This window comes from Streptomyces sp. NPDC031049 (assembly GCF_055571015.1).
Genome location: NZ_JBVIGC010000005.1, coordinates 21,162 through 47,087 on the forward strand (window position 1 = coordinate 21,162; position 25,926 = coordinate 47,087).

Here is a 25,926-nt window from a genome sequence, read left to right on the forward strand (position 1 = left end):
GGAGCCGCGTCCTGCGGGAACGGCGTCGTGGTCAGGGCCGCTCTCCGCGCTTGACCTGCGGCTTCGGAAGCCGGAGCCGGCGCATCTGGAGGGACCGCATGAGCGCGTAGGCCACCGCGCCGCGCTTGTTGTCGTCGGGGAAGCGCTCGCGCAGCGCCTTCTTCAGCCGGAAGCCGGTGACGATCGAGTCCAGCACGATCATCACGATCACCACCAGCCACAGCAGCAGCGCGACGTTCTGGAGCTGGGCCACCCGGATCATGCTCAGCACGAGGATGAGCACGGCCATCGGCAGGAAGTACTCCGCGATGTTGAACCGAGAGTCGATGAAGTCGCGCGCGAAGCGGCGGACCGGGCCCTTGTCACGGGCCGGCAGGTACCGCTCGTCGCCGCTGGCCAGCGCCTGGCGCTGACGCTCCAGGGCGGTGCGCCGCTCCTCGCGGGCCCGCTTGGCGGCCTCCTTGCGCGTCATCGGCGTGTTGGCGACGCTGCGGCGCTGCGTACGGGCCTCACTGCGCTTCGGCGTGGGGCGGCCCTTCGGGGCCTGCGGGTCACGGGGCTGCTTGGAGTCGGTCACCGGCGCCTTGTCGGCGGACGGGGCCTTCTCTTCCTTGGCACGGCTACGGAACACAAAGCCCAAGGGTACGGGGTCGCAGGCTTGGGCCCCAGCCCCACGGGGAACGATCCGGCAACGCCGGACGTCTGTAAGGGGACAGAGGGTACAGACAGGGAACAGACAGAGGGCACCTCGCGTACGCCCCCGACCTCCACCTACTCCTTACGCCGGATCAGGAGCGTACGCAGTCGTCCTTGGGGATGAGCGCATCCGTCCCCGAACAGTGCGGTAATGGATGCAGGGCCCGTACTGTGGGTTCTGTTGCAGTCGCTGGAGCTGGAGTCGGTCAGAAGGGGGCGCGCGAAGCCCATGAGCGGTGTCATGAAGCGTATGGGGATGCTCTTCCGCGCGAAGGCGAACAAGGCCCTGGACCGGGCCGAGGATCCGCGCGAGACCCTCGATTACTCGTACCAGAAGCAGCTGGAGCTGCTGCAGAAGGTGCGCCGTGGTGTCGCCGACGTGGCGACCAGCCGCAAGCGTCTGGAGCTTCAGCTCAACCAGCTCCAGTCGCAGTCCGGCAAGCTGGAGGACCAGGGCCGCAAGGCGCTCGCGCTGGGCCGCGAGGACCTGGCCCGCGAGGCGCTCTCCCGCCGTGCCGCCCTCCAGCAGCAGGTGACCGACCTGGAGACGCAGCACGCCACGCTCCAGGGCGAGGAGGAGAAGCTCACCCTCGCGGCCCAGCGGCTGCAGGCCAAGGTCGACGCCTTCCGCACGAAGAAGGAGACCATCAAGGCCACGTACACCGCGGCCCAGGCCCAGACCCGGATCGGCGAGGCGTTCTCCGGCATCTCCGAGGAGATGGGCGACGTCGGCCTGGCGATCCAGCGTGCCGAGGACAAGACCGCCCAGCTCCAGGCGCGGGCCGGCGCGATCGACGAGCTGCTCGCCTCGGGCGCCCTGGACGACCCGTCCGGTATGCACAAGGACGACATCCAGGCCGAGCTGGACCGCCTCTCCGGTGGTACGGATGTAGAGCTGGAGCTTCAGCGGATGAAGGCCGAGCTGGCCGGGGGTTCGGCCGGCGGGCAGCAGGCCATCGAGAGCGGCGACCAGTCGCAGCAGTCCCAGCAGCAGCCGCAGGACACCCCGCGCTTCGACAAGCAGTAGCCCCCGCGGGGCACACGCCTAGGAGGGCGACATGATCGTACGGATCATGGGGGAGGGGCAGGTGAGGCTGGCCGACAGCCACCTCGCCGAGCTGAACAAACTGGACGACGAGCTCCAGGCCGAGATGGAGAACGGCGACGGGCCGGGCTTCCGCCGCACGCTCCAGGCACTGCTGGACAAGGTACGGGAGCTCGGCGAGCCCCTCCCGGACGACTTCCTGGAGCCGTCCGACCTGATCCTCCCGTCCCCGGACGCCACCCTTCAGGACGTCCAGGAACTCCTGAGCGACGACGGCCTGATCCCGGGCCCCGCCACCTGACCGACCCCACCGGGGCCCGGCCGGTCCGGCGTCCGCTTCTGAGGGCGGGACGACTGGTTTCCGCCCGTCCGGGGGCGCCCCCTCTGGGGGAGATCGAGGACGAGGCCGTTCGGCCGAAGCGGGCAGGCCCGGGGGCGGCAGCCCCCGGCGAGGCCCGCACCAACGCCGGGTGCCGTACCCACAAACGCTCACCCCCGCTACCGTGAACCGGCGTGAGCACCATCGCGCGCGCCCGCTGCCGGCTGGGCGCGCATCCCCTCGCCCTGGACGCCGCCCTCGCCGCCGCCGTACTGGCCTGCATGGTGGCCGGCTCCTTCGTCGACCCCCATGGCCCCGACGGCGTCAGCTGGGGCGTACGCACCCCGGACCCGCTCAGCCTGCTCCTGATCACGGCCGGCGCGGCGGCGCTCGTCCTCCGCCGCCGCGCCCCGAAACCGGTCCTCGCGGTGACCGGTGCGGTCTCCGTGATCGAGAGCGTCACCGGCGATCCGCGCGCCCCCGTCGTGATGTCGGCGGTCGTCGCCCTCTACACCGTCGCCGCCAGCACCGACCGCACCACCACCTGGCGGATCGGCCTGCTGACCATGACCGTGCTGACCGGCGCCGCCATGATCGCCGGGCCGCTGCCCTGGTACTCCCAGGAGAACCTGGCCGTCTTCGCCTGGACCGGCATCGGCGCCACCGCGGGGGACGCCGTGCGCAGCCGCCGGGCCGTCGTGCAGGCCATCCGGGAGCGGGCGGAGAAGGCCGAGCGCACCCGCGAGGAGGAGGCCCGCCGCCGGGTCGCCGAGGAGCGCCTGCGCATCGCCCGCGACCTGCACGACGTCGTCGCCCACCACATCGCGCTGGTCAACGTGCAGGCCGGGGTCGCCGCCCACGTCATGGACAAGCGGCCCGACCAGGCCAAGGAGGCCCTCGCCCACGTACGCCAGGCCAGCCGCTCGGCGCTGGAGGAGCTGCGGGCCACCGTCGGTCTGCTCCGCCAGTCCGACGACCCCAAGGCCCCGACGGAACCGGCCCCCGGCCTGGACCGCCTCGACGAACTCGCCGGCACCTTCCGCAGCGCCGGACTGCACGTCGAGGTGGCCCGCGCCGACCAGGGCACCACGCTGCCCACCGCGGTGGACCTGGCCGCGTACCGGGTCATCCAGGAGGCCCTCACCAACGTGCAGAAGCACGCCGGGACCGGGGCCAGAGCCGAGGTCAGCGTCGTCCGGGTGGGGCCGCACATCGAGATCACCGTCCTGGACGACGGAAACGGCGACGGCACGGGCACGACCGGCACGGGTCCCGGCGCCAGGGACGGCGCGAACGGCCCCGGCACGACCGGCACGGGCTCCGGTGGCGGGCAGGACGCGAACGGCACCGGCTGGGACACCGCCCCGGCGGCCGGCGGCGGCCACGGCCTGCTCGGCATGCGCGAACGCGTCTCCGCCGTGCGCGGCACCCTCACCACCGGTCCCCGCTACGGAGGCGGCTTCCGGGTCCATGCGATCCTGCCCGTCGAGAGCGCGCCGGTGGAGAACGGGCCGGCCACGCACCCGCCGGCCGGCGCCCCGCCGGACGGTCACCGCACAGACGCCGCGGAGGACCCCGTATGACGATCCGTGTCCTGCTCGCCGACGACCAGGCGCTGCTGCGCAGTGCCTTCCGGGTGCTGGTCGACTCCGAGCCCGACATGGAGGTGGTCGGCGAGGCGTCGGACGGCGCGGAGGCGGTGCGCCTCGCCCGGGAGCGGCGGTCGGACGTGGTCCTGATGGACATCCGCATGCCCGGCACGGACGGTCTCGCCGCCACCCGCATGATCAGTGCCGATCCGGACCTGGCCGGGGTCAAGGTGGTCATCCTGACCACCTTCGAGGTCGACGACTACGTCGTGCAGTCGCTGCGCGCCGGGGCCTCCGGCTTCCTCGGCAAGGGCTCCGAACCCGACGAGCTGCTCAACGCCATCCGGGTCGCGGCCGGCGGCGAGGCGCTGCTGTCGCCGACCGCCACCAAAGGGCTGATCGCACGCTTCCTCGCCCAGGAGTCCACCGCCGACCCCGACCGGGACCCCGCTCGCTCGGAGCGTCTCGACTCCCTGACCGGGCGGGAGCGCGAGGTCCTGGTGCAGGTCGCCGGCGGGCATTCCAACGACGAGATCGCCGAGCGGCTGGAGGTCAGCCCGCTCACCGTGAAGACCCATGTGAACCGGGCCATGGCCAAGCTGGGCGCCCGGGACCGGGCGCAACTGGTGGTCGTCGCCTACGAGTCCGGGCTGGTACGTCCACGGGCGGAGTGACCTTCGCACGGGTGCACTGCGGCCTGCGGCTAGGAGGCCAGCCGCGCGTGTGCCTCGTGCGCCGGGGCGGCCGGTCCCGCCCCCTGCCCGGGCCCGCGGATCTCCGCCCAGACCGCGTCCAGGGAGAGGCCGAGGACGTCGGCGATCGCGGCGATGGTGGGGAAGGCCGGGGTGGCGACGCGGCCGGACTCGATCTTCCTCAGGGTCTCCGGCGAGATCCCGGCGTCGAGCGCCACGTCGAGCATCGAGCGCTCTGCCCTGGCGCGCCGTAGCAGTGCGCCGAGGCGCTGTCCGCGTTCGACCTCGGCGGGAGTGAGCGGCAACCTGACCATGGGACCGATTCTAATACCGGTACAGTAGGGCCGGTATTGTTATTGGAGCGTCAGGGAAGGGCACCACATGATCGAGATCCTGAACCCCGCGATGGTGGACCGGGCGAGGGACACGGGAGCCCTGGTCGCCGAGATCCTCCGGACGCTCAGGAGCCGCGTCGCGGTCGGTACGAACCTCCTGGAGATCGACCGCTGGGCCCAGGAGATGATCACCGAGGCGGGGGCGCAGTCCTGCTACGTCGACTACGCGCCGTCCTTCGGGCGCGGCCCGTTCGGCCACTACATCTGCACCGGCGTCAACGACGCCGTGCTGCACGGACGGCCCTACGACCACGCGCTCGCCGACGGCGACCTGCTCACGCTCGACCTCGCCGTCTCCCGGGGCGGCGTCGCCGCCGACGCCGCCATCAGCTTCATCGTGGGCGACACCCGGCCGCAGGAGAGCGTCGCCCTGATCGACGCCACCGAGCGCGCGCTGGCCGCGGGGATCGCCGCGGCCCGGCCCGGCGCCCGCGTCGGCGACGTCTCCCACGCGATCGGCACGGTCCTCGGCGAGGCGGGATACCAGGTCAACACCGAGTTCGGCGGGCACGGCATCGGATCGACGATGCACCAGGACCCGCACGTCGCCAACACCGGACGCCCCGGCCGCGGCTACCCGCTGCGCCCCGGGCTGCTGCTGGCGCTGGAGCCGTGGGTCATGGCGGACACCGCGCGGCTCGTCACCGACGCCGACGGCTGGACGCTCCGCAGCGCCACGGGCTGCCGGACGGCGCACAGCGAGCACACCATCGCCATCACCGAGGACGGAGCCGAGATCCTCACCCTGCCCAGGCAGGCGTGAAGCCCGCCCGAGGCGCGCGAGACCCCTCGCCCCAGGCGCGCGTGAGGCCCCGCCCCAGGCGCGGGTGAGGCCCCGTCCGGGCCGGTGCCGGACGGGGCCTCACGCGCGGCCGGGCGGCCGACGGGCTACGGCAGCGCCAGCATCCGCTCCAGCGCCAGCTTCGCGAACGCCTCCGTCTCCTTGTCGACCTCGATCCGGTTGACCAGGTTGCCCTCGGCGAGGGACTCCAGGGCCCAGACCAGGTGGGGGAGGTCGATGCGGTTCATGGTGGAGCAGAAGCAGACCGTCTTGTCGAGGAAGACGATCTCCTTGCCCTCCGGAGCGAAACGGTTCGCCAGACGACGGACCAGGTTCAGCTCGGTGCCGATGGCCCACTTGGAGCCGGCCGGCGCCGCCTCCAGCGTCTTGATGATGTACTCGGTGGAGCCGACGTAGTCCGCCGCGGCCACGACCTCGTGCTTGCACTCGGGGTGCACCAGGACGTTCACGCCGGGAATGCGCTCGCGCACGTCGTTGACGGAGTCGAGGCTGAAGCGGCCGTGCACCGAGCAGTGGCCGCGCCACAGGATCATCTTCGCCGCGCGCAGCTCTTCGGCGGTCAGGCCGCCGTTCGGCTTGTGCGGGTTGTAGACGACGCAGTCCTCCAGGGACATGCCCATGTCGCGGACGGCGGTGTTGCGCCCGAGGTGCTGGTCGGGCAGGAACAGCACCTTCTCGCCCTGCTCGAAGGCCCAGTCCAGCGCCCGCTTGGCGTTCGACGACGTGCAGATGGTGCCGCCGTGCTTGCCGGTGAACGCCTTGATGTCCGCGGAGGAGTTCATGTACGACACCGGCACGACCTGCTCGGCGATGCCGGCCTCGGTCAGCACGTCCCAGCACTCGGCGACCTGCTCGGCCGTCGCCATGTCCGCCATGGAGCAGCCGGCCGCCAGGTCGGGCAGGACGACCTTCTGGTCGTCGGAGGTCAGGATGTCGGCGGACTCCGCCATGAAGTGCACGCCGCAGAAGACGATGTACTCCGCCTCCGGGCGCGCCGCGGCCTCCCGGGCCAGCTTGAAGGAGTCACCCGTGACGTCGGCGAACTGGATCACCTCGTCGCGCTGGTAGTGGTGGCCCAGCACGAAGACCTTCTCGCCGAGCCTCTCCTTGGCCGCGCGGGCGCGCTCGACCAGGTCCGGGTCGGAGGGCGAGGGCAGGTCGCCGGGGCAGTCCACGCCGCGCTCGCTCCTCGGGTCGGCCTCGCGGCCGAGCAGCAGGAGGGCGAGGGGCGTCGGCTGAACGTCGAGCTCCTGGGCTTGGGCGGTGGTCACGACACGCACCCTTTCTACTTTTCGTCTAACTGACGCTATATATCATAACCGCTTCACGTCACTTTGACGATGTCCATAGTGTCGATGTGACGTGAATCCCGGTCCCGGCCGGGCCGGCCAGGCACCGTCTCCGGCGCTGTCCGCGCACCGGCGCATGTGCGAGCATGAAGGGGAAGCCGAGGAGAAAGCCGGGCCCGCCCGGAATGAATCCGCGGCACCGCCGGTTGGAACCGTCGGCAAGCAGTCTCCGTACAACCCGGGAGAGATGTAGATGTCCGTATCGGACGAGACCAGCACCGTCACCGACGGCATCATCCTGACCGACGCCGCCGCGGCCAAGGTCAAGGCCCTGCTCGACCAGGAAGGCCGTGACGACCTGGCGCTGCGCGTCGCCGTCCAGCCCGGCGGCTGCTCCGGCCTGCGCTACCAGCTCTTCTTCGACGAGCGGTCCCTCGACGGCGACGTGGAGAAGGACTTCGGCGGGGTCAAGGTCGTCACCGACCGCATGAGCGCCCCGTACCTGGGCGGCGCGACCATCGACTTCGTGGACACGATCGAGAAGCAGGGCTTCACGATCGACAACCCGAACGCGACCGGTTCCTGCGCCTGCGGCGACTCCTTCAGCTGAGTCGCGGCCGGACCGCGAACGCACGTGTGGGGCCCCGGGCACTCCCCGGGGCCCCACACGCGTCCGCGCCGGCGCTCAGCGGGTGCCGGACGGCGCCGGCAGCCGGGCGCCCGGCTTGGCGAGCGGGATCTTCTCGCCGTCCGACCCCACCACCGCCCGGTCACCGAGCGGCTCGTCCAGCCGGACGGTCAGCTCGTACTCCTTGGCGATGAGGACGCAGACCTTCCCCGGCCGTGTGGTCTCGGTCACCGTGACCCGCACCTCGTCGCCGTGCCCGGCGGCCTTCGCGTCGTAGGAGGCACACACACCGCCGGTGAAGTGCACGGTCAGCTCCGTGCCCGCGGTCGTGTAGCCGGTGACCTCCACCTCCCGGGTGGTGGGCGCCGACGTCGGCTCGTCGGAGCCGGGCGGATCGGCCGGACCGGACGGACGGGGCGAGGGGGCCGAGGACACCAGGAACTCCGGGTCGACCGCCGGATACGTCACCGTCAGCGCGTCCTGCGCACCCGGCGACCGCACCTCGAACAGCCAGGACGGCACGAGGGTCTGCCGGCCCTGCACCGGGTGCGCGGCCAGCCCGAACACCGCGCGCTCGACCGTGAGCGTCTCCTTCCGCGGTGCCGGGGGCTGCTCGGGTTCCCCGGGCCGTCCCGGCGTTCCGGGCGAGCAGGGGTCCGCCGGCTCCGCGCCGTCCAGCGGTACGGGTCCGGCGCAGCCGCCGATACCGGCCCGCGACCCCGCCCCCGGCGCCGCGTTCATCAGCGCGAGGGTCCGCTCCGCGTCCAGGACGGGATACGTGTCGCCCTCCACCGGCGGCTTCAGCTGGCCGCTGCCGCCGGCCACCTCGCCCCCGGCGCCGACCGTGACCCCGGTCGTCCAGCCGTGCGTGGGCAGCCCCCCGACCACCGGCTGGGCGTTCACCACCCGCTGGGCGCCCATGACCTGCGCGGCGTCCAGCTTGGCGGTGTCCTGGCCCACCGCCTTGAGCACCGGCGCCGCCGCCCGCTTCGCCGCCGCCTCGCTCACCGGCTCGGCGTTCGCGGGCGGCACCGGGCAGGACGGGCCCTTCTTGCAGTTGTCGGTGCCCGGCACGGACCGGTGGAACGTCCACGTCCCCGGCGCCTGCCGGTTCACCCGCAGCACCGGCCCCGAGCCGTCCTGGGCCGACCCGACCGTCCACGCCCGGCCCCGCTCCACGGGAGTGCCCTCGACGCCCAGCGCGTCCGCCAGCCGGGCCACGTCCGCCTTGCCGACCTCGCCCTTCGTACGGAACACGGGCGCCTCGCCCGGCCCCTCCGGCAGCGGACCGGCGGCCCGGTAGACGACGCCGTACGGGTTGGGCTCCCCGGGCGCGATGCCGGCGCCGTCGCCCTCGGCCGGGGCGGCGTAGCCGTCGAGGGCGAGCGGCGGGGGAGTGTCGTCGCCGGAGGCCCCGGAGGTCGTCCCGCCGTCCGAGCGGCCGGAGCCGTCGGACGCGGTCGTGGCGAGATACGCCCCACCGCCCCCGACGAGCAGCACGGCGGCGGCGACCGAGGCGGCCGCCAGCACCGGCCGCCGCCGCCCCGGCCCGCCCGGCTCCTCACCGACGAGCCCCTGCTCTCCGGACGGTTCCTCGCCGGGCCTCGACTCGCCGGACCGCTCCACGCCGGGCCCCGGCTCGCCGGACCGCTCCTCACCGACGAGCCCCTGCTCTCCGGACGGTTCCTCGCCGGGCCTCGACTCGCCGGGCTCCCGGTCGCCGGGCCCCCGCGGCCCGGCCGTGCCGCCGCCCGCCGGCTCCCCGGCGTCCCGTGCGCCACCGGTGGTCTCCTCGGCGTCCCGCGCGGTGCCGGCGGGCCCGGTGGTGCCGGCACCGGCCTCGGCGTCGTCGTTGTCGGGTCGCTCGGTGTTCACCGCATCGCTCCTTCGGCTGTGACGGGGGACAGCGATGGGACGCGGTGGGGGAACATCCGGTTCCCGCACGGGCGGGCGTTCGCCCGAACGGCCCCCGGGGCCGCACGGGCGGAGCACGCCGCGGACGGCTAGTCGCCGTAGTCGGACATCGCGTCCAGCAGCCGCGCCGACGCCGTCGGCACGGTCACGCCGTGGATGCGCGAGGGCGACACGTGCGGCGGGACGGCCCGCTCGGCGGCGGGCCAGTGCGGCACCATCCGTGCGCAGTCGCCCCGCAGCGACGCCAGGTCCCCGTCCTGGTCGGCCGGGACGGGGGAGTGGGCCTCGAGGTTCGTCATGACGGCACCGTAGGCACGCCGAGGGGCGCGAAGAAAGATCTACTATCGGGTAGTTTTCCCTCTTCGGGGCCCTTCGGCGCCCTTCAGAGCCACCCGCCCTTCCGGGTAGCGTGAACCGTCAACCCGCCTCCCCTGGAGAGAGTCCACGTCGTGCGCATCGCAGTCACCGGCTCCATCGCCACCGACCACCTCATGACCTTCCCCGGCCGCTTCGCCGACCAGCTCGTCGCGGACCAGCTGCACACGGTCTCGCTCTCCTTCCTGGTCGACAAACTGGACGTCCGCCGGGGCGGCGTCGCCGCGAACATCGCCTTCGGCATGGGCCAGCTCGGCACCCGGCCGATCCTGGTCGGTGCCGCGGGCTCCGACTTCGACGAGTACCGGGCCTGGCTGGACCGCAACGGCGTCGACACCGGCTCCGTCCGCATCTCCGAGACCCTGCACACCGCCCGCTTCGTGTGCACCACCGACGCCGACCACAACCAGATCGGCTCCTTCTACACGGGCGCCATGAGCGAGGCCCGCCTGATCGAGCTGAAGACCGTCGCCGACCGGGTCGGCGGCCTCGACCTGGTCTCCATCGGCGCCGACGACCCGGAGGCGATGCTCCGGCACACCGAGGAGTGCCGCTCGCGGTCCATCCCGTTCGCCGCCGACTTCTCCCAGCAGATCGCCCGGATGGACGGCGAGGAGATCCGGATCCTGCTGGACGGCGCCACCTACCTGTTCTCCAACGAGTACGAGAAGGGCCTCATCGAGTCCAAGACCGGCTGGACCGACGAGGAGATCCTCGGCCGCGTCGGCCACCGGGTCACCACCCTCGGCGCCCAGGGCGTGCGCATCGAGCGGGCCGGCGGGGAGACCATCGAGGTCGGCTGCCCGGAGGAGGAGCGCAAGGCCGACCCCACCGGCGTCGGCGACGCCTTCCGCGCCGGCTTCCTCTCCGGCCTCGCCTGGGGCGTCTCCCTGGAGCGCGCCGCCCAGGTCGGCTGCATGCTGGCCACCCTCGTCATCGAGACGGTCGGCACCCAGGAGTACCAGCTGCACCGGGCGCACTTCATGGACCGCTTCACCAAGGCGTACGGGCACGAGGCCGCGGCCGAGGTCCAGGCGCACCTGCGGTAGTCCCCGGTACGCCGTCAGCGGGTGTGCGGGGGTGCCGTCCGCGTACCCGCTGGCGGCAGCCGCACCACGCCGGCGCCCCCGCCCCTGCGCAGGGTCGGCCGAAGGACGTCAGTGCATCCGGCGGACGAGATACGCCGTCCCCCGGTCCGCCTCCTCCTCGCCCACGTACTCCTGCCCCCGCATCGCACACCACGCCGGGATGTCCAGGCGGGCCGCCTCGTCGTCCGCCAGGACGCGGACCGTGCCCCCGACCGGCACGTCCCCGATCACCTTGGCCAGCTCGATCACCGGCAGCGGACACAGTTTGCCGAGGGCGTCCACGACCAGTGCGTCGTCCCCGGCGACGGTCGTCGCCGGGCTCGGCGCGCCCAGCTTCTCCCGCACCCCGGCCACCGCACCCGGCAGCACCTCGAGGAACCGCTCGACGTCCTCCGCCGGCGTCCCCGACGGCAGCGACACCCGCACGTTGCCCTCGCTGAGCACGCCCATCGCCCTCAGCACATGGCTCGGCGTCAGCGTGCTGCTCGTGCAGGACGAACCGGAGGAGACGGAGAACCCGGCCCGGTCCAGCTCGTGCAGCAGCGCCTCCCCGTCGACATAGAGACACGAGAAGGTGACGATGCCGGGCAGCCGGCGCTCCGCGTGCCCGACCACCTCCGAGTCCGGCACCAGTTCCGGCACCCGCGCCCGCACCCGCTTAGTCAGCTCCCGCAGCCGCGCCGCCTCCTGGGCCGCCTCCGCCCGCACCGCCCGCAGCGAGGCCGCCGCGGCCACGATCGCCGGGATGTTCTCGAACCCGGCCGCCCGCCCCGACTCCCGCTCGTCCACCGGCCCCTGCGGCGCGAACCGCACGCCCTTGCGCACGACGAGCAGCCCGACCCCGGACGGCCCGCCCCACTTGTGGGCGCTCGCGGCCAGCAGCGACCAGCCGCCCTCCACCGGCCCCCAGCCCAGCGACTGCGCCGCGTCCACCAGCAGCGGCACCCCCGCCGCCCGGCACGCCTCGGCCACCTCCGCCACCGGCTGCACGGTCCCCACCTCGTGGTTGGCCGACTGAAGACAGGCCAGCGCGGTGTCCTCCCGCAGCCGGTCCGCGTACGCCCCGGGGTCGACCGCCCCGGCACGGTCCACGGCCACCTGGGTGACCGTCCCCCCGCCGGCCTCGTGGACCTCGGCCGCGTGCAGCACCGAGGAGTGTTCGACCGCTGACACGATCAGGTGACGTCCGGTCCGCCGCCGCCCGGCCAACGCCCCCGCCACGCCCGAGTGCACCGCCCGCGTACCCGACGAGGTGAACACCACCTCGTCCGCCCGGCACCCCACCGCCTCGGCGACGGCCTCGCGCGCCGCGTCCAGCAGCATCCGGGCCCTGCGCCCCTCCCGGTACAGCCGCGCGGGATCGGCCCAGCCCTCGTCGAGCGAGGCCAGCAGCGCCTGCCGGGCGACAGGGTGCAAAGGAGCGGCGGAAGCGGCGTCGAAGTAGGCCATGGGGCAACGCTAGAACGTCCGGTCACCACAATGCCCCAAGGGGCGCGGGGAACCGCGCGAACGACCACGACGCACCCGCAGCCGCCAAACAAGCGAACCCCCCGGGCCCATAGGCACCCCTCCCCGCGAACCCCCGGAGGGCGTGGGCTAGGGTTTGGTCCGCATAAACATCCAAACCCCTGCCCGACGCAGGGCGGCGACCGACCAGCGAGAAGGCCGCAGCCGATACGCGCGGGCGAGACTCTCGGGAAGGCGCTACGTGAGTCCCAACGGCTCCGACCGCTCGCCGCGGCGCCCGATGCGGCGGAAGCTGCTGCAGGCACTGACCGCGGGCCTGGTCCTGGCGACCGCCACCGGTTGCACATGGGAGGACTTCCCCCGCCTTGGTATGCCCACCCCCACCACGGAAGAGGCTCCGCGGATCCTCTCCCTGTGGCAGGGTTCCTGGGCTGCCGCGCTCGCCGTCGGCGTGCTGGTGTGGGGCCTGATCCTGTGGAGTGCTTTCTTCCACCGGCGCAGCCGCACCAAGGTCGAGATCCCTCCGCAGACCCGGTACAACATGCCCATCGAGGCGCTGTACACGGTTGTTCCGCTCGTCATCGTCTCGGTGCTCTTCTACTTCACCGCCCGCGACGAGTCCGAGCTCCTCAAGCTCAAGGACAAGCCCGACGTCACGGTCAACGTCGTCGGCTTCCAGTGGAGCTGGTGCTTCAACTACGTCGAGGGCGTCCAGGGCTCCACCGGTGACGCGACGAAGTCCAAGGAACTGGCCGCGATCCCGGACCGGTTCAAGGAGGACTTCCCGGCGAACGCCGGCGGCGTCTACGACTGCGGTGTCCCCGGCACCCGGAACCCGCAGACCAACAACCCGGGCCCGACCCTCTGGCTCCCCAAGGGCAAGAAGGTCCGCTTCGTCCTGACCTCCCGGGACGTCATCCACTCCTTCTGGGTGGTGCCGTTCCTGATGAAGCAGGACGTCATCCCGGGCCACACCAACGCCTTCGAGGTGACCCCCAACAAGGAGGGCACGTTCCTGGGCAAGTGCGCCGAGCTGTGCGGCGTGGACCACTCCCGGATGCTGTTCAACGTGAAGGTCGTCTCCCCTGAGCGCTACGAGCAGCACCTCCAGGACCTCGTGAAGAAGGGGCAGACCGGTTACGTTCCCGCCGGCATCGCGCAGACGAGCCACGAGAAGAACCGGGAGACGAACCAACTGTGAGCATCCTCAACGAACCCCAGGGTGCCGCGGCAGCAGGGTCCCACTACGAGGACGAGCTGCCGGTCCGGCGCCAGAGGCGCGGCGAGATCGTCGTCAAGTGGCTGACGACCACCGACCACAAGACGATCGGCACGCTGTACCTGGTCACGTCGTTCGCGTTCTTCTGCATCGGCGGCGTCATGGCGCTCTTCATGCGCGCCGAGCTGGCCCGGCCGGGTCTGCAGATCATGTCGAACGAGCAGTTCAACCAGGCGTTCACGATGCACGGCACGATCATGCTGCTGATGTTCGCGACGCCGCTGTTCGCCGGCTTCGCGAACTGGATCATGCCGCTGCAGATCGGTGCGCCCGACGTGGCGTTCCCGCGGCTGAACATGTTCGCCTACTGGCTCTACCTGTTCGGCTCGCTGATCGCGGTGGGCGGCTTCCTCACCCCGCAGGGTGCGGCCGACTTCGGCTGGTTCGCCTACTCGCCGCTGTCCGACGCGGTGCACTCGCCGGGCATCGGCGGTGACCTGTGGATCATGGGCCTGGCCTTCTCCGGCTTCGGCACCATCCTCGGCTCGGTCAACTTCATCACCACGATCATCTGCATGCGCGCCCCGGGCATGACGATGTTCCGCATGCCGATCTTCACCTGGAACGTGCTGCTGACCGGTGTGCTGGTCCTGCTGGCCTTCCCGGTCCTGGCCGCTGCGCTGTTCGCCCTGGAGGCGGACCGCAAGTTCGGTGCGCACATCTTCGACTCGGCCAACGGCGGTGCGCTGCTGTGGCAGCACCTGTTCTGGTTCTTCGGCCACCCCGAGGTGTACATCATCGCGCTGCCGTTCTTCGGCATCATCAGTGAGATCATCCCGGTCTTCTCCCGCAAGCCGATGTTCGGCTACATGGGTCTGATCGGCGCGACGATCGCGATCGCGGGTCTGTCGGTGACGGTGTGGGCGCACCACATGTACGTCACGGGCGGCGTGCTGCTGCCGTTCTTCGCCTTCATGACGTTCCTGATCGCCGTCCCGACCGGTGTGAAGTTCTTCAACTGGATCGGCACCATGTGGAAGGGCTCGCTGTCCTTCGAGACGCCGATGCTCTGGTCGCTGGGCTTCCTGATCACCTTCACCTTCGGTGGTCTGACCGGTGTGATCCTGGCGTCGCCGCCGATGGACTTCCACGTCTCGGACTCCTACTTCGTGGTGGCCCACTTCCACTACGTGGTGTTCGGCACGGTCGTCTTCGCGATGTTCGCTGGCTTCCACTTCTGGTGGCCCAAGTGGACCGGCAAGCTCCTCGACGAGCGCCTGGGCAAGATCACCTTCTGGACGCTGTTCATCGGCTTCCACGGCACCTTCCTGGTCCAGCACTGGCTGGGTGCCGAGGGCATGCCGCGCCGGTACGCGGACTACCTCGCGGCCGACGGCTTCACCGCCCTGAACACGATCTCGACGATCGCCTCGTTCCTGCTCGGCATGTCGCTGCTGCCGTTCTTCTACAACGTGTGGAAGACCGCCAAGTACGGCAAGCCGGTCGGCGTCGACGACCCGTGGGGCTACGGCCGCTCCCTGGAGTGGGCGACCTCCTGCCCGCCGCCGCGCCACAACTTCCTCACCCTGCCGCGGATCCGCAGCGAATCCCCGGCGTTCGACCTGCACCACCCCGAGATCTCCGCGCTCGACCAGCTGGAGAACGTCCCTCAGGGTGAGAAGGCCCTCGCCGGCGGCAAGGAGGCCGGGAAGTGAAGATCCAGGGCAAGATGTTCATGTGGCTGAGCGTCTTCATCCTCGTCATGGCGGTCGTCTATGGCGTGTGGTCGAAGGAGCCGGCCGGTACCACCGCCCTCTTCCTGGCCTTCGGCCTGGCGATCATGATCGGCTTCTACCTCGGCTTCACGGCCAAGCGGGTCGACGTGGGCGCGCAGGACAACAAGGAGGCGGACGTCGCGGACGACGCCGGCGAGGTCGGGTTCTTCAGCCCGCACAGCTGGCAGCCGCTCCTGCTGTCCATCGGCGGCGCGTTCGCCTTCCTGAGCATCGCCGTCGGCTGGTGGCTGATGTACTTCTCCGCTCCGCTGATGCTCATCGGCATCTGGGGCTGGGTCTTCGAGTACTACCGCGGCGAGAACCGCACCCAGTAGCACAGGGCGTCGACCCGAGGGGCCCGGACACTCCGTCAGGAGCGTCCGGGCCCTTGTTTTGCCCTCGTCCGCGGGACCGGGGGTCCCCCGTACGGACGACCCGCCGCGCCGCCGCTGACGGAAGTTCCTAGCGTGAGGTCATGAGCCACAACGTTCACTTCCACGCACGGGGGCGCACCGTCGTCGGCTGCACGCTGCTCGTGGTGGCCCTCGGCGTGGGCGCCACGGGGTGCAGCGGCGGCGACGGCCATCCGCTGGCGGCGGCGCCGTACGACGCGGCCGGCCAGATCACCTTCAGCGGTCCCGTCGGCGCGGGGAAGAAGGCCGACCCGGACAAGCCCCTGGAGGTCGTCGCCGAGGACTCCGACGGGCGGATCACCGACGTCACGGCCGTGGACGCCGCAGGGCGCCATGTGGCGGGCGAACTCTCCGCCGACGGGTCCCGGTGGCACAGCACCTCACCGCTGGCCGCAGGCGCCCAGTACACGGTCCGCGTGAGCACGGAGAACGGCGACGGGGCACCCGGCCGCAAGGTCCTCACCTTCGAGACGGGCCGGCCCACCGCCAAGAAGGAACTGAACGTCACCTTCGGCCCCGAGGCGGGCACCTACGGCGTCGGCCAGCCCGTCACCGCGGAACTGAGCGAGCCCGTCCGGGACCCGGCCCAGCGCAAGGTCGTCGAACGCGCCCTGAAGGTCGAGTCCACGCCCGCCGTGGAGGGCGCCTGGCACTGGGTGGACGACAAGAAGCTGCACTACCGCCCCAAGGAGTACTGGCCGGCTCACGCCACCGTGCTGGCCCGCAGCACCCTCGAGGGCATCAAGGTCGGCGACCGGCTGTGGGGCGCCGCGTCCAAGCCGCTGAAGATCACCACCGGGGACCGCGTCATCGCCGTCACCGACGCCGCCGCGCACACCATGACGGTCTACCGCAACGGCGAGGAGATCAAGCGGATCCCCGTCACCACGGGCAAGCCCGGCTTCGAGACCCGCAACGGCGTCAAGGTCGTGCTCGGCAAGGAACGCTTCGTACGCATGCGCAGCAGCACCGTCGGCATCGCCGAGGGCTCCTCGGAGTCGTACGACCTGCCCGTCCACTTCGCCACCCGCGTCACCTGGAGCGGCGAGTACGTGCACGCCGCCCCCTGGTCGGTGGGTTCCCAGGGCTACGCCAACGTCAGCCACGGCTGCGTCGGCATGAGCACCGCCAACGCCGAGTGGTTCTTCGACACCGTCCGGGAGGGCGACCTGGTCCAGGTCGTCAACTCCGACGGCGACCTGATGGAGCCGTTCGGCAACGGCTTCGGGGAGTGGAACATGGACTGGGCCAAGTGGCAGACCGGCAGCGCCCTGACCGGCGGCAACCCCGCCGCCCCCAAGCCGGAGGACGCGGCCCGCCTGCGCCCGACGGTGGCCTGAGCGCCCCCTCAGGCGCTCTGCAAGTGCTGCTGCCGCAGCAACGAGGCCAGCGCCGCGGCGAACTCCACCGGCTCCACCGGCAGCGTCACCGCCGCCTCCGCCCGGCTCCACGTCGCCAGCCACGCGTCCTGCGGACGCCCGATGAGCAGCAGCACCGGCGGGCACCGGAACACCTCGTCCTTGATCTGCCGGCACAGCCCCATGCCGCCCATGGGCACGGCCTCGCCGTCCAGCACGCAGACGTCGATGCCGCCCTTGTCCAGTTCCCGCACCACCGCGGCGGGCGTCGCGCACTCCACGAACTCCACCACGGGCGCGTCCGGAGCGGGCCGCCGGCCCGTCGCCAGCCGCACCTGTTCGCGGGTGTTGGAGTCGTCGCTGTAGACCAGCACCGTGGCGGTCGGCTGCATGCTTCCTCCGTGACGTCAGCGTCGTTAAGGACGGGCCGTTGGGCGGGATGCTACTCCCTTGAACACCACGTCAACACCGCTCCGGAACAGGGAGACACTCCGAACGGCACCCCCCGGAGTGAGGGCGGGATAAGCGACCGACATAATGTCGGTCGTGGCGACAGCAACGACAGTAGATACCGGGCACGCGCACCCGTCGGTCAACCGACCGAACCTCACCAGCGTCGGAACCATCATCTGGCTGAGTTCCGAGCTGATGTTCTTCGCGGCCCTCTTCGCGATGTACTTCACCCTGCGATCGGTGACCGGCCCGGACTTCTGGTCCGAGAAGGCCGACGCGCTGAACTTCCCGTTCTCCGCGACGAACACCACGATCCTGGTGCTCTCCTCCCTCACCTGCCAGCTCGGCGTGTTCGCCGCCGAGCGCGGTGACGTGAAGAAGCTCAGGATGTGGTTCATCGTCACCTTCATCATGGGTGCGATCTTCATCGGCGGTCAGGTGTTCGAGTACACCGAGCTGGTCAAGCACGAGGGCCTGTCGCTCTCGTCGGACCCGTACGGCTCGGTCTTCTACCTGACCACCGGCTTCCACGGCCTGCACGTGACGGGCGGTCTCATCGCCTTCCTGCTGGTCCTCGGCCGTACCTACGCGGCCCGGAGGTTCACCCACGAGCAGGCGACCGCCGCCATCGTCGTGTCCTACTACTGGCACTTCGTCGATGTCGTCTGGATCGGCCTCTTCGCCACGATCTACATGATCAAGTAGGCGCGGCCCGCTCCCGCGCACATCCCAGAAGCATCGACGCAGAAGATCCTGACACCGGGGTAATCCGTGAAAAAGCTCTCCGCACGACGACGCCATCCGCTGGCGGCACTCGTCGTCCTACTCCTGGCGCTGGTGACCACCGGCGGGCTCTATGCCGTGGCCGCGCCCGCGGACAAGGCGCAGGCCGGCACAACGGCCCAGTCCCTCGCGATTGACGAGGGCAAGAAGCTCTACGCCGTCGGCTGCGCCAGCTGTCACGGCACCGATGGTCAGGGCACCTCCGACGGTCCCAGCCTGGTGGGCGTGGGCGCCGCGGCCGTCGACTTCCAGGTGGGCACCGGCCGTATGCCGGCCCAGCAGCCGGGCGCCCAGGTCCCGCGCAAGAAGGTCATCTACTCCCAGGCCGAGATCGACCAGCTCGCGGCGTACGTCGCCTCGCTGGGCGCCGGTCCGGCCATTCCGACCGAGCAGGAGTACGACCCCGCGGGCGCGGACATCGCCAAGGGCGGCGACCTGTTCCGCACCAACTGCGCGCAGTGCCACAACTTCACCGGTCAGGGCGGTGCCCTCACGCACGGCAAGTACGCGCCGGACCTCTCGGGGGTCTCCGCGAAGCACATCTACGAGGCCATGCAGACCGGCCCGCAGAACATGCCGTCCTTCCCGGACACCGTGCTGACGGAGCAGAACAAGAAGGACATCATCGCGTACCTGAACGCGGTCAACAGCGACGAGACCGTGGACCCGGGCGGTCTCTCCCTGGGCGGCCTCGGGCCGGTCAGTGAGGGCCTCTTCGGCTGGATCTTCGGCCTCGGAGCCTGCATCGCCGTCGCCGTGTGGGTCGCCGCCCGGACCGCAAAGGCCAAGAAGTCATGAGTAGCCAAGACATTCCCGAAGAGAACCTGCCGGCGAAGCAGCCCGCAGGCCACGACGAGCACGCGCACGACGCGGTGAAGCGGGCGGACGACGACAACCCGTTCGCCGACCCGGGTCTGCCGCCCCACGAGCACCGGATCCAGGACATCGACGAGCGGGCCGCCAAGCGGTCCGAGCGCACGGTGGCCCTGCTGTTCACGGTGTCCATGCTGGCGACCATCGGCTTCATCGCGGCGTTCGTGGCGATCCCCCACGACAAGTCGATCTACGTCTTCCCGATCGGCCACCTCAACGCGCTGAACTTCGCGCTGGGTCTGACCCTGGGTGCGGCGCTGTTCTGCATCGGCGCGGGCGCCGTCCACTGGGCGCGCACCCTGATGTCCGACGTGGAGATCGCCGACGAGCGTCACCCGATCGAGGCCTCGCCCGAGCTGCGCTCCCAGGTGCACGCCGACTTCAAGCAGGGCGCCAAGGAGTCCGCGATCGGCCGTCGCAAGCTGATCCGCAACACCATGTTCGGCGCCCTCACCCTGGTCCCGCTCTCCGGCGTCGTCCTGCTGCGCGACCTCGGTCCGCTGCCCGAGGACAAGCTGCGCCACACGCTGTGGTCCAGGGGCAAGCTGCTCATCAACCAGAACACCCACGAGCCGCTGCGTCCGTCCGACATCGCCGTCGGTTCGCTGACGTTCGCCATGCCCGAGGGCCTGGACCCGCACGACCACGGCTTCCAGAACGAGATCGCCAAGGCGGCCCTGATGCTGGTCCGGCTGGAGCCGGAGGACATCAAGGACAAGCGCGAGCTCGACTGGTCGCACGAGGGCATCGTCGCCTACTCGAAGATCTGCACCCACGTCGGTTGCCCGATCTCCCTGTACGAGCAGCAGACGCACCACGTGCTGTGTCCCTGCCACCAGTCCACCTTCGACCTCGCCGACGGCGCCCGGGTCATCTTCGGTCCCGCCGGTCACGCCCTGCCGCAGCTGCGCATCGGCGTGAACGACGAGGGTTACCTCGAAGCGCTCGGCGACTTCGAAGAGCCCGTCGGTCCTGCCTTCTGGGAGCGCGGATGAGCACTGCACCGAACGAACCGAGTACCCCTGCCGCCGGCGCGGCGGGCCGCTCGCGCGGGAAGGCACCGGCCGGCGAACGCGTCGCCGACTGGGCCGACGGCCGGCTGGGGATCTACTCCCTGGCCAAGGCCAACATGCGGAAGATCTTCCCGGACCACTGGTCCTTCATGCTGGGCGAGATCTGCCTCTACAGCTTCATCATCATCATCCTCACGGGTGTGTACCTGACGCTGTTCTTCCACCCGTCGATGAACGAGGTGGAGTACCACGGCAGCTACATCCCGATGCAGGGCCAGCTCATGAGCGAGGCCTACAAGTCGACGCTCGACATCAGCTTCGACGTGCGCGGCGGTCTGCTGATCCGGCAGATCCACCACTGGGCGGCGATCATCTTCCTCGCCGGCATGTTCGTGCACATGATGCGCGTCTTCTTCACCGGCGCGTTCCGCAAGCCGCGTGAGGTCAACTGGCTGTTCGGCTTCCTGCTCTTCGTCCTGGGCATGTTCACCGGTTTCACCGGCTACTCGCTCCCGGACGACCTGCTCTCCGGCACCGGTGTCCGCTTCACGCAGGGCGCGATCCTGTCCGTGCCGATCGTCGGCACGTACATCTCGATGTTCCTGTTCGGCGGAGAGTTCCCCGGCGACGACTTCATCGCCCGGTTCTACTCGATCCACATCCTGCTGCTGCCGGGCATCATGCTCGGCCTGGTGGTGGCCCACCTGATCCTGGTCTTCTACCACAAGCACACCCAGTACGCGGGTCCCGGCAAGAACAACAAGAACGTCGTCGGCATGCCGCTGCTGCCGGTGTACATGGCCAAGGCCGGAGGCTTCTTCTTCCTGGTCTTCGGTGTCATCGCGGCCCTGGCCGGCATCGCGTCCGTCAACCCGATCTGGAACCTGGGCCCCTACCGGGCCGACCTGGTCTCGACCGGCGCCCAGCCGGACTGGTACATGGGCTTCGCGGAGGGCCTGGTCCGCGCCATGCCGGGCTGGGAGATCAACTTCTGGGGCCACACGCTCGTCCTGGGCGTGTTCATCCCGCTGGTGATCTTCGGACTCTTCCTCGGGGTCATCGCCCTCTACCCGTTCATCGAGTCCTGGGTCACCGGCGACAAGCGCGAGCACCACATCCTGGACCGCCCGCGCAACGCCCCGACCCGCACGGCCTTCGGCGTCGCCTGGATCACCGCCTACATGATCATGCTGATCGGCGGTGGCAACGACATCGTGGCCACGCACTTCCACCTGTCGATCAACGCGGTCACCTGGTTCGTCCGCATCGGCTTCTTCGCCGGTCCGGTCATCGCCTTCGTCATCACCAAGCGGATCTGCCTCGGCCTCCAGCGCCGCGACAAGGACAAGGTGCTGCACGGCCGCGAGTCGGGCATCATCAAGCGCCTGCCGCACGGTGAGTTCATCGAGGTGCACGAGCCGCTCAGCCAGGAGCAGCTGCACAACCTCACGGCGCACGAGCAGTACCGGCCCGTCGAGATCGGCCCGACGGTCGACGAGAACGGTGTCGAGCGCAAGGTGAAGGGCTCCGAGAAGCTGCGCGCCAAGCTCAGCAAGGCGTACTACGGCGAGGGGAACCAGATCCCGAAGCCGACCGTCGAGGAGTACAAGGAGATCACGAGCGGCCACGGCCACCACTGATCCTCCGCGTCGCCACACCACGCCGCAGGGCCCCGTCCGGTGTTCGGACGGGGCCCTGCGGCGTCCCCCGGGGTCGATAGGGTGGAGGCAGACTCCGTCCACCGACTGTCCACCGAACTCAGGAGCGGCTGATGAGCGCTGTGACCCCCGCTGGAGGCGACACCGCGGCGGGCCGCTCCTGGCCCGCCCTGCTGAACGGGCTGCTGGACGGCCGGGACCTCACGGCCGACGACACCGCCTGGGCGATGGACGTGATCATGCGCGGTGAGGCGACCGACGCGCAGATCGCCGGGTTCGCGGTGGCGCTGCGGGCCAAGGGGGAGACCGTCGAGGAGATCGGCGGCCTGGTGCGCACCATGTACGAGCACGCCAACGTGATCGAGGTGCCCGGGAACACGGTCGACATCGTCGGCACCGGCGGTGACGGCGCCAAGACGGTCAACATCTCCACCATGTCCGCCATCGTCGTGGCCGGCACCGGCGCCAAGGTCGTCAAGCACGGCAACCGGGCTGCCTCGTCGGCCTCGGGCGCCTCCGACGTCCTGGAGAAGCTCGGCGTCAACCTGGAGCTGACCCCGCGGCGGGTGGCGGAGGTCGCCGAGGAGGCCGGCATCACCTTCTGCTTCGCGGTGAAGTTCCACCCGGCGCTGCGGCACGTCGCCGCCGCCCGCGGCCAGCTCGGCATCCGGACGGTGTTCAACTTCCTCGGGCCGCTGACCAACCCCGCCAAGGTCCGCGCCCAGGCCATCGGTGTCGCCGACGCCCGGATGGCGCCGATCATCGCCGGCGTCTTCGCCGAGCGCGGCAACTCCTCCCTGGTCTTCCGGGGCGACGACGGCCTCGACGAACTGACCACCACGTCCACGTCGAAGGTGTGGGTCGTACGGGAGGGCAAGGTGACCGAGGAGTCCTTCGACCCGCGCGACGTCGGCATCGAGCCGGTGCCGGTCGAGGCCCTGCGCGGCGCCGACGCGTCCTACAACGCCGACGTGGCCCGGCGGCTGCTGGGCGGCGAGGGCGGGCCGGTGCGGGACGCGGTCCTGCTGAACGCGGCGGCGGCCCTGGTGGCCCTGGCGCCGGGCGACGAGCCGCTGACCGAGCAGCTGAGGGCCGGCATGGCCCGGGCCGCCGAGTCCATCGACAGCGGCTCCGCCCGGCGGGTGCTGGAGCGCTGGGTGGCCGCCAGCAACGCCTGAGCCGCCCACGTGTCGTACGTCCCGCGATCCGGACCCGGGTTGCGGGACGTCGATCTCTTCGCGTAGCTTCCTGTCCAGGTCATGAGTGACAGCCATTCGGCCCCGGCCGGCTGTCCGGCAACCCTCCGTCCGTGGCGGGGTGCCCCGGGTGAGGACCAGGTCGTGAGCAGCAGGGCTCACGACAAGCGCGGACCCCTCGCACGCTTCGTGAAGCGTGGGACCAGGGGTCCTGGTCATCGAGGGAGCCTTCTGTGATGCAGCGAATGCGCTAGGGCCGCAGAGCCCCGCCTCCGCACCCCTTTTTCCCCGGTCCCGCGCTCGAGCCCCGCACGCTCGCGCGGTGATCTCCGCACGCCGTCACGGGAGTTCCGCCATGTCCGTCACCACCGCTGCCGCCCACCAGTCGCTCTGCGCCCCGCTGCCCGTTCTGGGCAGCGACGTCACCGTCCCGCTCGTCACCGGCGGCGAGGTCACCTACGCCGCGCTCGACTACGCCGCCAGCGCGCCGGCGCTGAAGCGGGTCTGGGACGACGTCGCCGCCTACGCGCCGTACTACGGCAGCGTGCACCGCGGCGCCGGGTACCTGTCCCAGCTGTCGACCGACCTCTTCGAGAACGCCCGCAGGACCGTCGCCGAGTTCCTGGACTGCCGCGACGGCGACCAGGTCGTCTTCACCCGCTCCACCACCGACTCCCTCAACCTGCTCGCCGGCGCGCTCCCGGCCGGCTGCCGGGTCTTCGTCTTCGAGACCGAGCACCACGCCTCGCTGCTGCCCTGGCGGCACGCGGACGTCACCTACCTCGACGCGCCGCGCACCCCGGACCAGGCCGTGGAGACCCTGGAGCGCGCCCTGGCCGACCGCGAGCCGCACGGCCCCGCCCTCGTCTGCGTCACCGGCGCCTCCAACGTCACCGGCGAACTGTGGCCCGTGCGGGAACTGGCCGCCGCGGCGCACGCCCACGGCGCCCGGATCGTGCTGGACGCCGCCCAGCTCGCCCCGCACCACCCCGTCTCCGTGTCCGGCCTGGACGCCGACTGGGTCGCCTTCTCCGGCCACAAGCTGTACGCCCCCTTCGGCGCGGGCGTCCTGGCCGGCCGCGCCGACTGGCTGCGCACGGCCGAGCCGTACCTCGCGGGCGGCGGAGCCAGCCGCACCGTCACCCGCCGCACCGACGGCGGCGTGGACGTCGAGTGGCACGACGGCGCCGCCCGCCACGAGGCCGGCTCGCCCAACGTCATCGGCGCCTACGCCGTCGCCTCCGCCTGCAAGGCGCTCACCGAGGCCGGGTTCGACGCCCTCGTCGCCCGCGAACGGCACCTGATCGCCACCGTCCGGGAAGGGCTCGCCGACGTCCCCGAGGTCCGGTTCCTCTCCCTCTTCGGCGACGACGCGCCCCGCGTCGGGGTGCTGTCCTTCGTCGTGGACGGCTGGAACAGCTCCCACTTCGCCGCCGCGCTGTCCGCCGAGTACGGCATCGGCGTCCGCGACGGCCTGTTCTGCGCCCACCCGCTGGTGCGCACCCTGCTCGGCAGCGACCCGCAGACCCAGGGCGAGTGCGGGGCGCCGGAGGCCGCGCCCGGGGAGAAGTCGCTCAACGCCGTCCGGGTCAGCTTCGGCGCGGGCACCCCGGACGAGCACGTGGAGCGGTTCGTGACCGCGGTGAGGGAACTCGTGCGCAACGGCGCCAAGTGGAACTACCGCACCGAGGACGGCCGGTGCGTCCCCGACACCTCCACCGCGGCGGCGTGAGCCGGTAGCCGGGCGCCCAGCAGCACCATCCGCAGCGCCCGCTCCGTGGCGTCCGTCAGCAGCTCCGCGCCCCGCACCAGCGCCTCCGCCAGCGCCATCGGCGCCGGCAGGATGCCGTGGCAGGCGTCCACGCCGGGCACCTCGTGCGCGCCCTCGCCGAGCGTGCCCGCCAGCGCCAGGACCGGACGGCCGTGGAGCTTGGCGCGCCGGGCGACCTCGGCCGGGATCTTGCCGCGCGGCGTCTGGTGGTCCAGGGCGCCCTCGGCGGTGAGCACCAGGTCGGCCCGGGCCAGCCGCTCGTCCAGGTCGAGCTGGTCCAGCAGCACGTCGAAGCGGGGCAGCAACCGGGCGCCCAGGGCGGCCAGTCCGGCGCCCAGGCCGCCGGAGGCACCGGTGCCCGGGCCGGAGCGCAGGTCGGTGCCGGTGACGCCGAGGTCGCGGGTGAGGACGTAGGCCCAGTTCTCCAGGCCGGCCGACAGCTGCTCGACCTGCGCCGGGGTCGCGCCCTTCTGCGGGCCGAAGACACGGGCCACGCCGCGCTCGCCGCACAGCACGTTGAACGGGTTGCAGGCGACGCGCAGTTCGACGTCCTTCAGCCGGGCGTCCAGCCCGGACGGGTCGATGCGGGCGAGCCGGGTCAGCTCCCGCCCGCCGGGCGGCAGTTCGAAGCCGTCCGGGTCCAGCAGCCGCGCCCCGAGGGCCTGGAGCGCGCCCGCGCCCCCGTCGGAGGTGCCGGAGTCGCCGCAGCCGACCAGGATGCGCCGCACACCGGTGTCCAGCGCCGCCCGGATCAGCTCGCCGACCCCGTAGGTGGTGGTGGCGCCGGGGTCCCGCAGGGCACGGGGCACGAGGGACAGACCGGCCACCGCCGCCATCTCCACGACCGCCGTGTCCTGGGAGCCGAGCAGCGCGAAGTGGGTGCCCACGGTGTCCCCGACCGGTCCCGTGGCGGCCAGCGCCACCAGCCGCCCCCCGGTCGCGGCGGCCAGCGCGACGGCCGTTCCCTCACCGCCGTCCACCAGCGGGACACGGTCGACCTCGGCATCCGGCAGGACACGGCGCACACCGGCCGCGATGGCGTCGGCGGCTGCCTGGGCCGACAGGGACTCCTTGAAGCCGCTGGGGGCGACGACGACACGGTTGAGCATGGCGGA

General features: G+C 71.4%; 24 protein-coding genes, 1 pseudogene and 1 riboswitch. Of the genes and pseudogenes, 17 read left to right on the forward strand and 8 right to left on the reverse strand.

Annotated elements, in window-relative coordinates; translation table 11 throughout:
* Nucleotides 1–31: 31 nt before the first annotated feature.
* Nucleotides 32–675, reverse strand: a pseudogene (locus ACZ45Q_RS09985) (DUF3043 domain-containing protein).
* Between the two features lie 250 nt (nucleotides 676–925).
* On the opposite strand from ACZ45Q_RS09985, the gene ACZ45Q_RS09990 reads away from it, so the two are divergent.
* The 4 genes from ACZ45Q_RS09990 to ACZ45Q_RS10005 all read left to right on the forward strand — a co-directional run bounded on the left by ACZ45Q_RS09990 (nucleotide 926) and on the right by ACZ45Q_RS10005 (nucleotide 4,323).
* Nucleotides 926–1,723 (forward strand): PspA/IM30 family protein, encoded by a 798-nt coding sequence (locus tag ACZ45Q_RS09990; protein ID WP_468257619.1) that lies wholly within the window; start codon nucleotides 926–928, stop codon nucleotides 1,721–1,723.
* A gap of 31 nt (nucleotides 1,724–1,754) precedes the next feature.
* Entirely contained in the window at nucleotides 1,755–2,042 is a 288-nt protein-coding gene (gene pspAA / locus ACZ45Q_RS09995) for a PspA-associated protein PspAA (protein ID WP_468257621.1), read from the forward strand.
* A gap of 212 nt (nucleotides 2,043–2,254) precedes the next feature.
* Entirely contained in the window at nucleotides 2,255–3,643 is a 1,389-nt protein-coding gene (locus tag ACZ45Q_RS10000) for a sensor histidine kinase (protein WP_468257624.1), read from the forward strand.
* A complete protein-coding gene (locus ACZ45Q_RS10005; protein ID WP_468257626.1) occupies nucleotides 3,640–4,323 on the forward strand; it encodes a response regulator in 684 nt (227 codons plus the stop codon). Before ACZ45Q_RS10000 ends, ACZ45Q_RS10005 begins: the two co-directional genes overlap by 4 nt.
* A gap of 29 nt (nucleotides 4,324–4,352) precedes the next feature.
* Here the strand turns inward: ACZ45Q_RS10005 and ACZ45Q_RS10010 are convergent, their stop codons facing one another.
* Nucleotides 4,353–4,655: a helix-turn-helix transcriptional regulator gene (locus ACZ45Q_RS10010; protein ID WP_468257629.1), complete on the reverse strand. Its 303-nt coding sequence runs from the start codon at nucleotides 4,653–4,655 to the stop codon at nucleotides 4,353–4,355.
* Nucleotides 4,656–4,722: 67 nt separating this feature from the next.
* On the opposite strand from ACZ45Q_RS10010, the gene map reads away from it, so the two are divergent.
* Nucleotides 4,723–5,499 (forward strand): type I methionyl aminopeptidase, encoded by a 777-nt coding sequence (map, locus tag ACZ45Q_RS10015; protein WP_468257632.1) that lies wholly within the window; start codon nucleotides 4,723–4,725, stop codon nucleotides 5,497–5,499.
* A gap of 125 nt (nucleotides 5,500–5,624) precedes the next feature.
* Here map and nadA read toward each other — a convergent pair whose 3' ends face one another.
* A complete protein-coding gene (gene nadA / locus ACZ45Q_RS10020) occupies nucleotides 5,625–6,809 on the reverse strand; it encodes a quinolinate synthase NadA (protein ID WP_468257635.1) in 1,185 nt (394 codons plus the stop codon).
* Nucleotides 6,810–7,080: 271 nt separating this feature from the next.
* Here nadA and ACZ45Q_RS10025 point away from each other — a divergent pair, with 271 nt between their 5' ends.
* Nucleotides 7,081–7,437: an iron-sulfur cluster assembly accessory protein gene (locus tag ACZ45Q_RS10025; protein ID WP_365667892.1), complete on the forward strand. Its 357-nt coding sequence runs from the start codon at nucleotides 7,081–7,083 to the stop codon at nucleotides 7,435–7,437.
* A 75-nt stretch (nucleotides 7,438–7,512) separates the two neighbouring features.
* Here the strand turns inward: ACZ45Q_RS10025 and ACZ45Q_RS10030 are convergent, their stop codons facing one another.
* Nucleotides 7,513–9,330: a hypothetical protein gene (locus tag ACZ45Q_RS10030; protein WP_468257639.1), complete on the reverse strand. Its 1,818-nt coding sequence runs from the start codon at nucleotides 9,328–9,330 to the stop codon at nucleotides 7,513–7,515.
* Between the two features lie 128 nt (nucleotides 9,331–9,458).
* Nucleotides 9,459–9,668, reverse strand: coding sequence for a hypothetical protein (locus tag ACZ45Q_RS10035; RefSeq protein WP_468257641.1), 210 nt, complete (start codon nucleotides 9,666–9,668; stop codon nucleotides 9,459–9,461).
* A 150-nt stretch (nucleotides 9,669–9,818) separates the two neighbouring features.
* Here ACZ45Q_RS10035 and ACZ45Q_RS10040 point away from each other — a divergent pair, with 150 nt between their 5' ends.
* Nucleotides 9,819–10,793, forward strand: a complete 975-nt coding sequence (locus ACZ45Q_RS10040) for a carbohydrate kinase family protein (protein ID WP_468257644.1) — start codon at nucleotides 9,819–9,821, stop codon at nucleotides 10,791–10,793.
* Between the two features lie 108 nt (nucleotides 10,794–10,901).
* On the opposite strand, the gene ACZ45Q_RS10045 is transcribed toward ACZ45Q_RS10040, so the two are convergent.
* Nucleotides 10,902–12,281, reverse strand: a complete 1,380-nt coding sequence (locus ACZ45Q_RS10045; protein WP_468257647.1) for an aminotransferase class V-fold PLP-dependent enzyme — start codon at nucleotides 12,279–12,281, stop codon at nucleotides 10,902–10,904.
* A 259-nt stretch (nucleotides 12,282–12,540) separates the two neighbouring features.
* On the opposite strand from ACZ45Q_RS10045, the gene ctaC reads away from it, so the two are divergent.
* From ctaC to ACZ45Q_RS10065, 4 genes are all read left to right on the forward strand, one after another.
* Nucleotides 12,541–13,500 (forward strand): aa3-type cytochrome oxidase subunit II, encoded by a 960-nt coding sequence (gene ctaC, locus ACZ45Q_RS10050; RefSeq protein ID WP_468257650.1) that lies wholly within the window; start codon nucleotides 12,541–12,543, stop codon nucleotides 13,498–13,500.
* Nucleotides 13,497–15,233 (forward strand): aa3-type cytochrome oxidase subunit I, encoded by a 1,737-nt coding sequence (gene ctaD / locus ACZ45Q_RS10055; RefSeq protein WP_468257653.1) that lies wholly within the window; start codon nucleotides 13,497–13,499, stop codon nucleotides 15,231–15,233. Before ctaC ends, ctaD begins: the two co-directional genes overlap by 4 nt.
* Complete coding sequence (locus ACZ45Q_RS10060) at nucleotides 15,230–15,628, forward strand: cytochrome c oxidase subunit 4 (RefSeq protein ID WP_468257656.1); 399 nt, start codon at nucleotides 15,230–15,232, stop codon at nucleotides 15,626–15,628. The genes ctaD and ACZ45Q_RS10060 overlap by 4 nt, the downstream gene beginning before the upstream one ends.
* Nucleotides 15,629–15,768: 140 nt before the next feature.
* Complete coding sequence (locus ACZ45Q_RS10065) at nucleotides 15,769–17,046, forward strand: L,D-transpeptidase (protein ID WP_468257658.1); 1,278 nt, start codon at nucleotides 15,769–15,771, stop codon at nucleotides 17,044–17,046.
* An 8-nt stretch (nucleotides 17,047–17,054) separates the two neighbouring features.
* Here the strand turns inward: ACZ45Q_RS10065 and ACZ45Q_RS10070 are convergent, their stop codons facing one another.
* Complete coding sequence (locus ACZ45Q_RS10070; protein WP_468257661.1) at nucleotides 17,055–17,456, reverse strand: response regulator; 402 nt, start codon at nucleotides 17,454–17,456, stop codon at nucleotides 17,055–17,057.
* 145 nt (nucleotides 17,457–17,601) lie between these two features.
* On the opposite strand from ACZ45Q_RS10070, the gene ctaE reads away from it, so the two are divergent.
* The 6 genes from ctaE (at nucleotide 17,602) to ACZ45Q_RS10100 (ending at nucleotide 24,772) form a co-directional block, all read left to right on the forward strand.
* Nucleotides 17,602–18,222: an aa3-type cytochrome oxidase subunit III gene (gene ctaE / locus ACZ45Q_RS10075; RefSeq protein ID WP_029382680.1), complete on the forward strand. Its 621-nt coding sequence runs from the start codon at nucleotides 17,602–17,604 to the stop codon at nucleotides 18,220–18,222.
* A gap of 66 nt (nucleotides 18,223–18,288) precedes the next feature.
* The gene (gene qcrC, locus ACZ45Q_RS10080) at nucleotides 18,289–19,098 is read left to right on the forward strand and encodes a cytochrome bc1 complex diheme cytochrome c subunit (RefSeq protein ID WP_468257664.1); all 810 of its coding nucleotides are present in this window, start codon (nucleotides 18,289–18,291) and stop codon (nucleotides 19,096–19,098) included.
* Nucleotides 19,095–20,168: a cytochrome bc1 complex Rieske iron-sulfur subunit gene (gene qcrA / locus ACZ45Q_RS10085; protein ID WP_468257667.1), complete on the forward strand. Its 1,074-nt coding sequence runs from the start codon at nucleotides 19,095–19,097 to the stop codon at nucleotides 20,166–20,168. Before qcrC ends, qcrA begins: the two co-directional genes overlap by 4 nt.
* Nucleotides 20,165–21,826 (forward strand): cytochrome bc1 complex cytochrome b subunit, encoded by a 1,662-nt coding sequence (gene qcrB, locus ACZ45Q_RS10090; protein ID WP_468257669.1) that lies wholly within the window; start codon nucleotides 20,165–20,167, stop codon nucleotides 21,824–21,826. Before qcrA ends, qcrB begins: the two co-directional genes overlap by 4 nt.
* A 131-nt stretch (nucleotides 21,827–21,957) precedes the next feature.
* Nucleotides 21,958–23,022 carry an anthranilate phosphoribosyltransferase gene (gene trpD / locus ACZ45Q_RS10095; protein WP_468257672.1) on the forward strand — a complete coding sequence of 355 codons (1,065 nt, stop codon included), beginning with the start codon at nucleotides 21,958–21,960 and terminating at the stop codon, nucleotides 23,020–23,022.
* A 77-nt stretch (nucleotides 23,023–23,099) separates the two neighbouring features.
* Nucleotides 23,100–23,216: riboswitch (SAM riboswitch) on the forward strand.
* Nucleotides 23,217–23,395: 179 nt separating this feature from the next.
* On the forward strand, nucleotides 23,396–24,772 hold the full coding sequence (locus ACZ45Q_RS10100) for an aminotransferase class V-fold PLP-dependent enzyme (protein WP_468257675.1): 1,377 nt from the start codon (nucleotides 23,396–23,398) through the stop codon (nucleotides 24,770–24,772).
* On the opposite strand, the gene ACZ45Q_RS10105 is transcribed toward ACZ45Q_RS10100, so the two are convergent.
* Entirely contained in the window at nucleotides 24,718–25,920 is a 1,203-nt protein-coding gene (locus tag ACZ45Q_RS10105) for a glycerate kinase (protein ID WP_468257677.1), read from the reverse strand. The two genes, ACZ45Q_RS10100 and ACZ45Q_RS10105, sit on opposite strands and share 55 nt — an antisense overlap.
* Nucleotides 25,921–25,926: the final 6 nt, after the last annotated feature.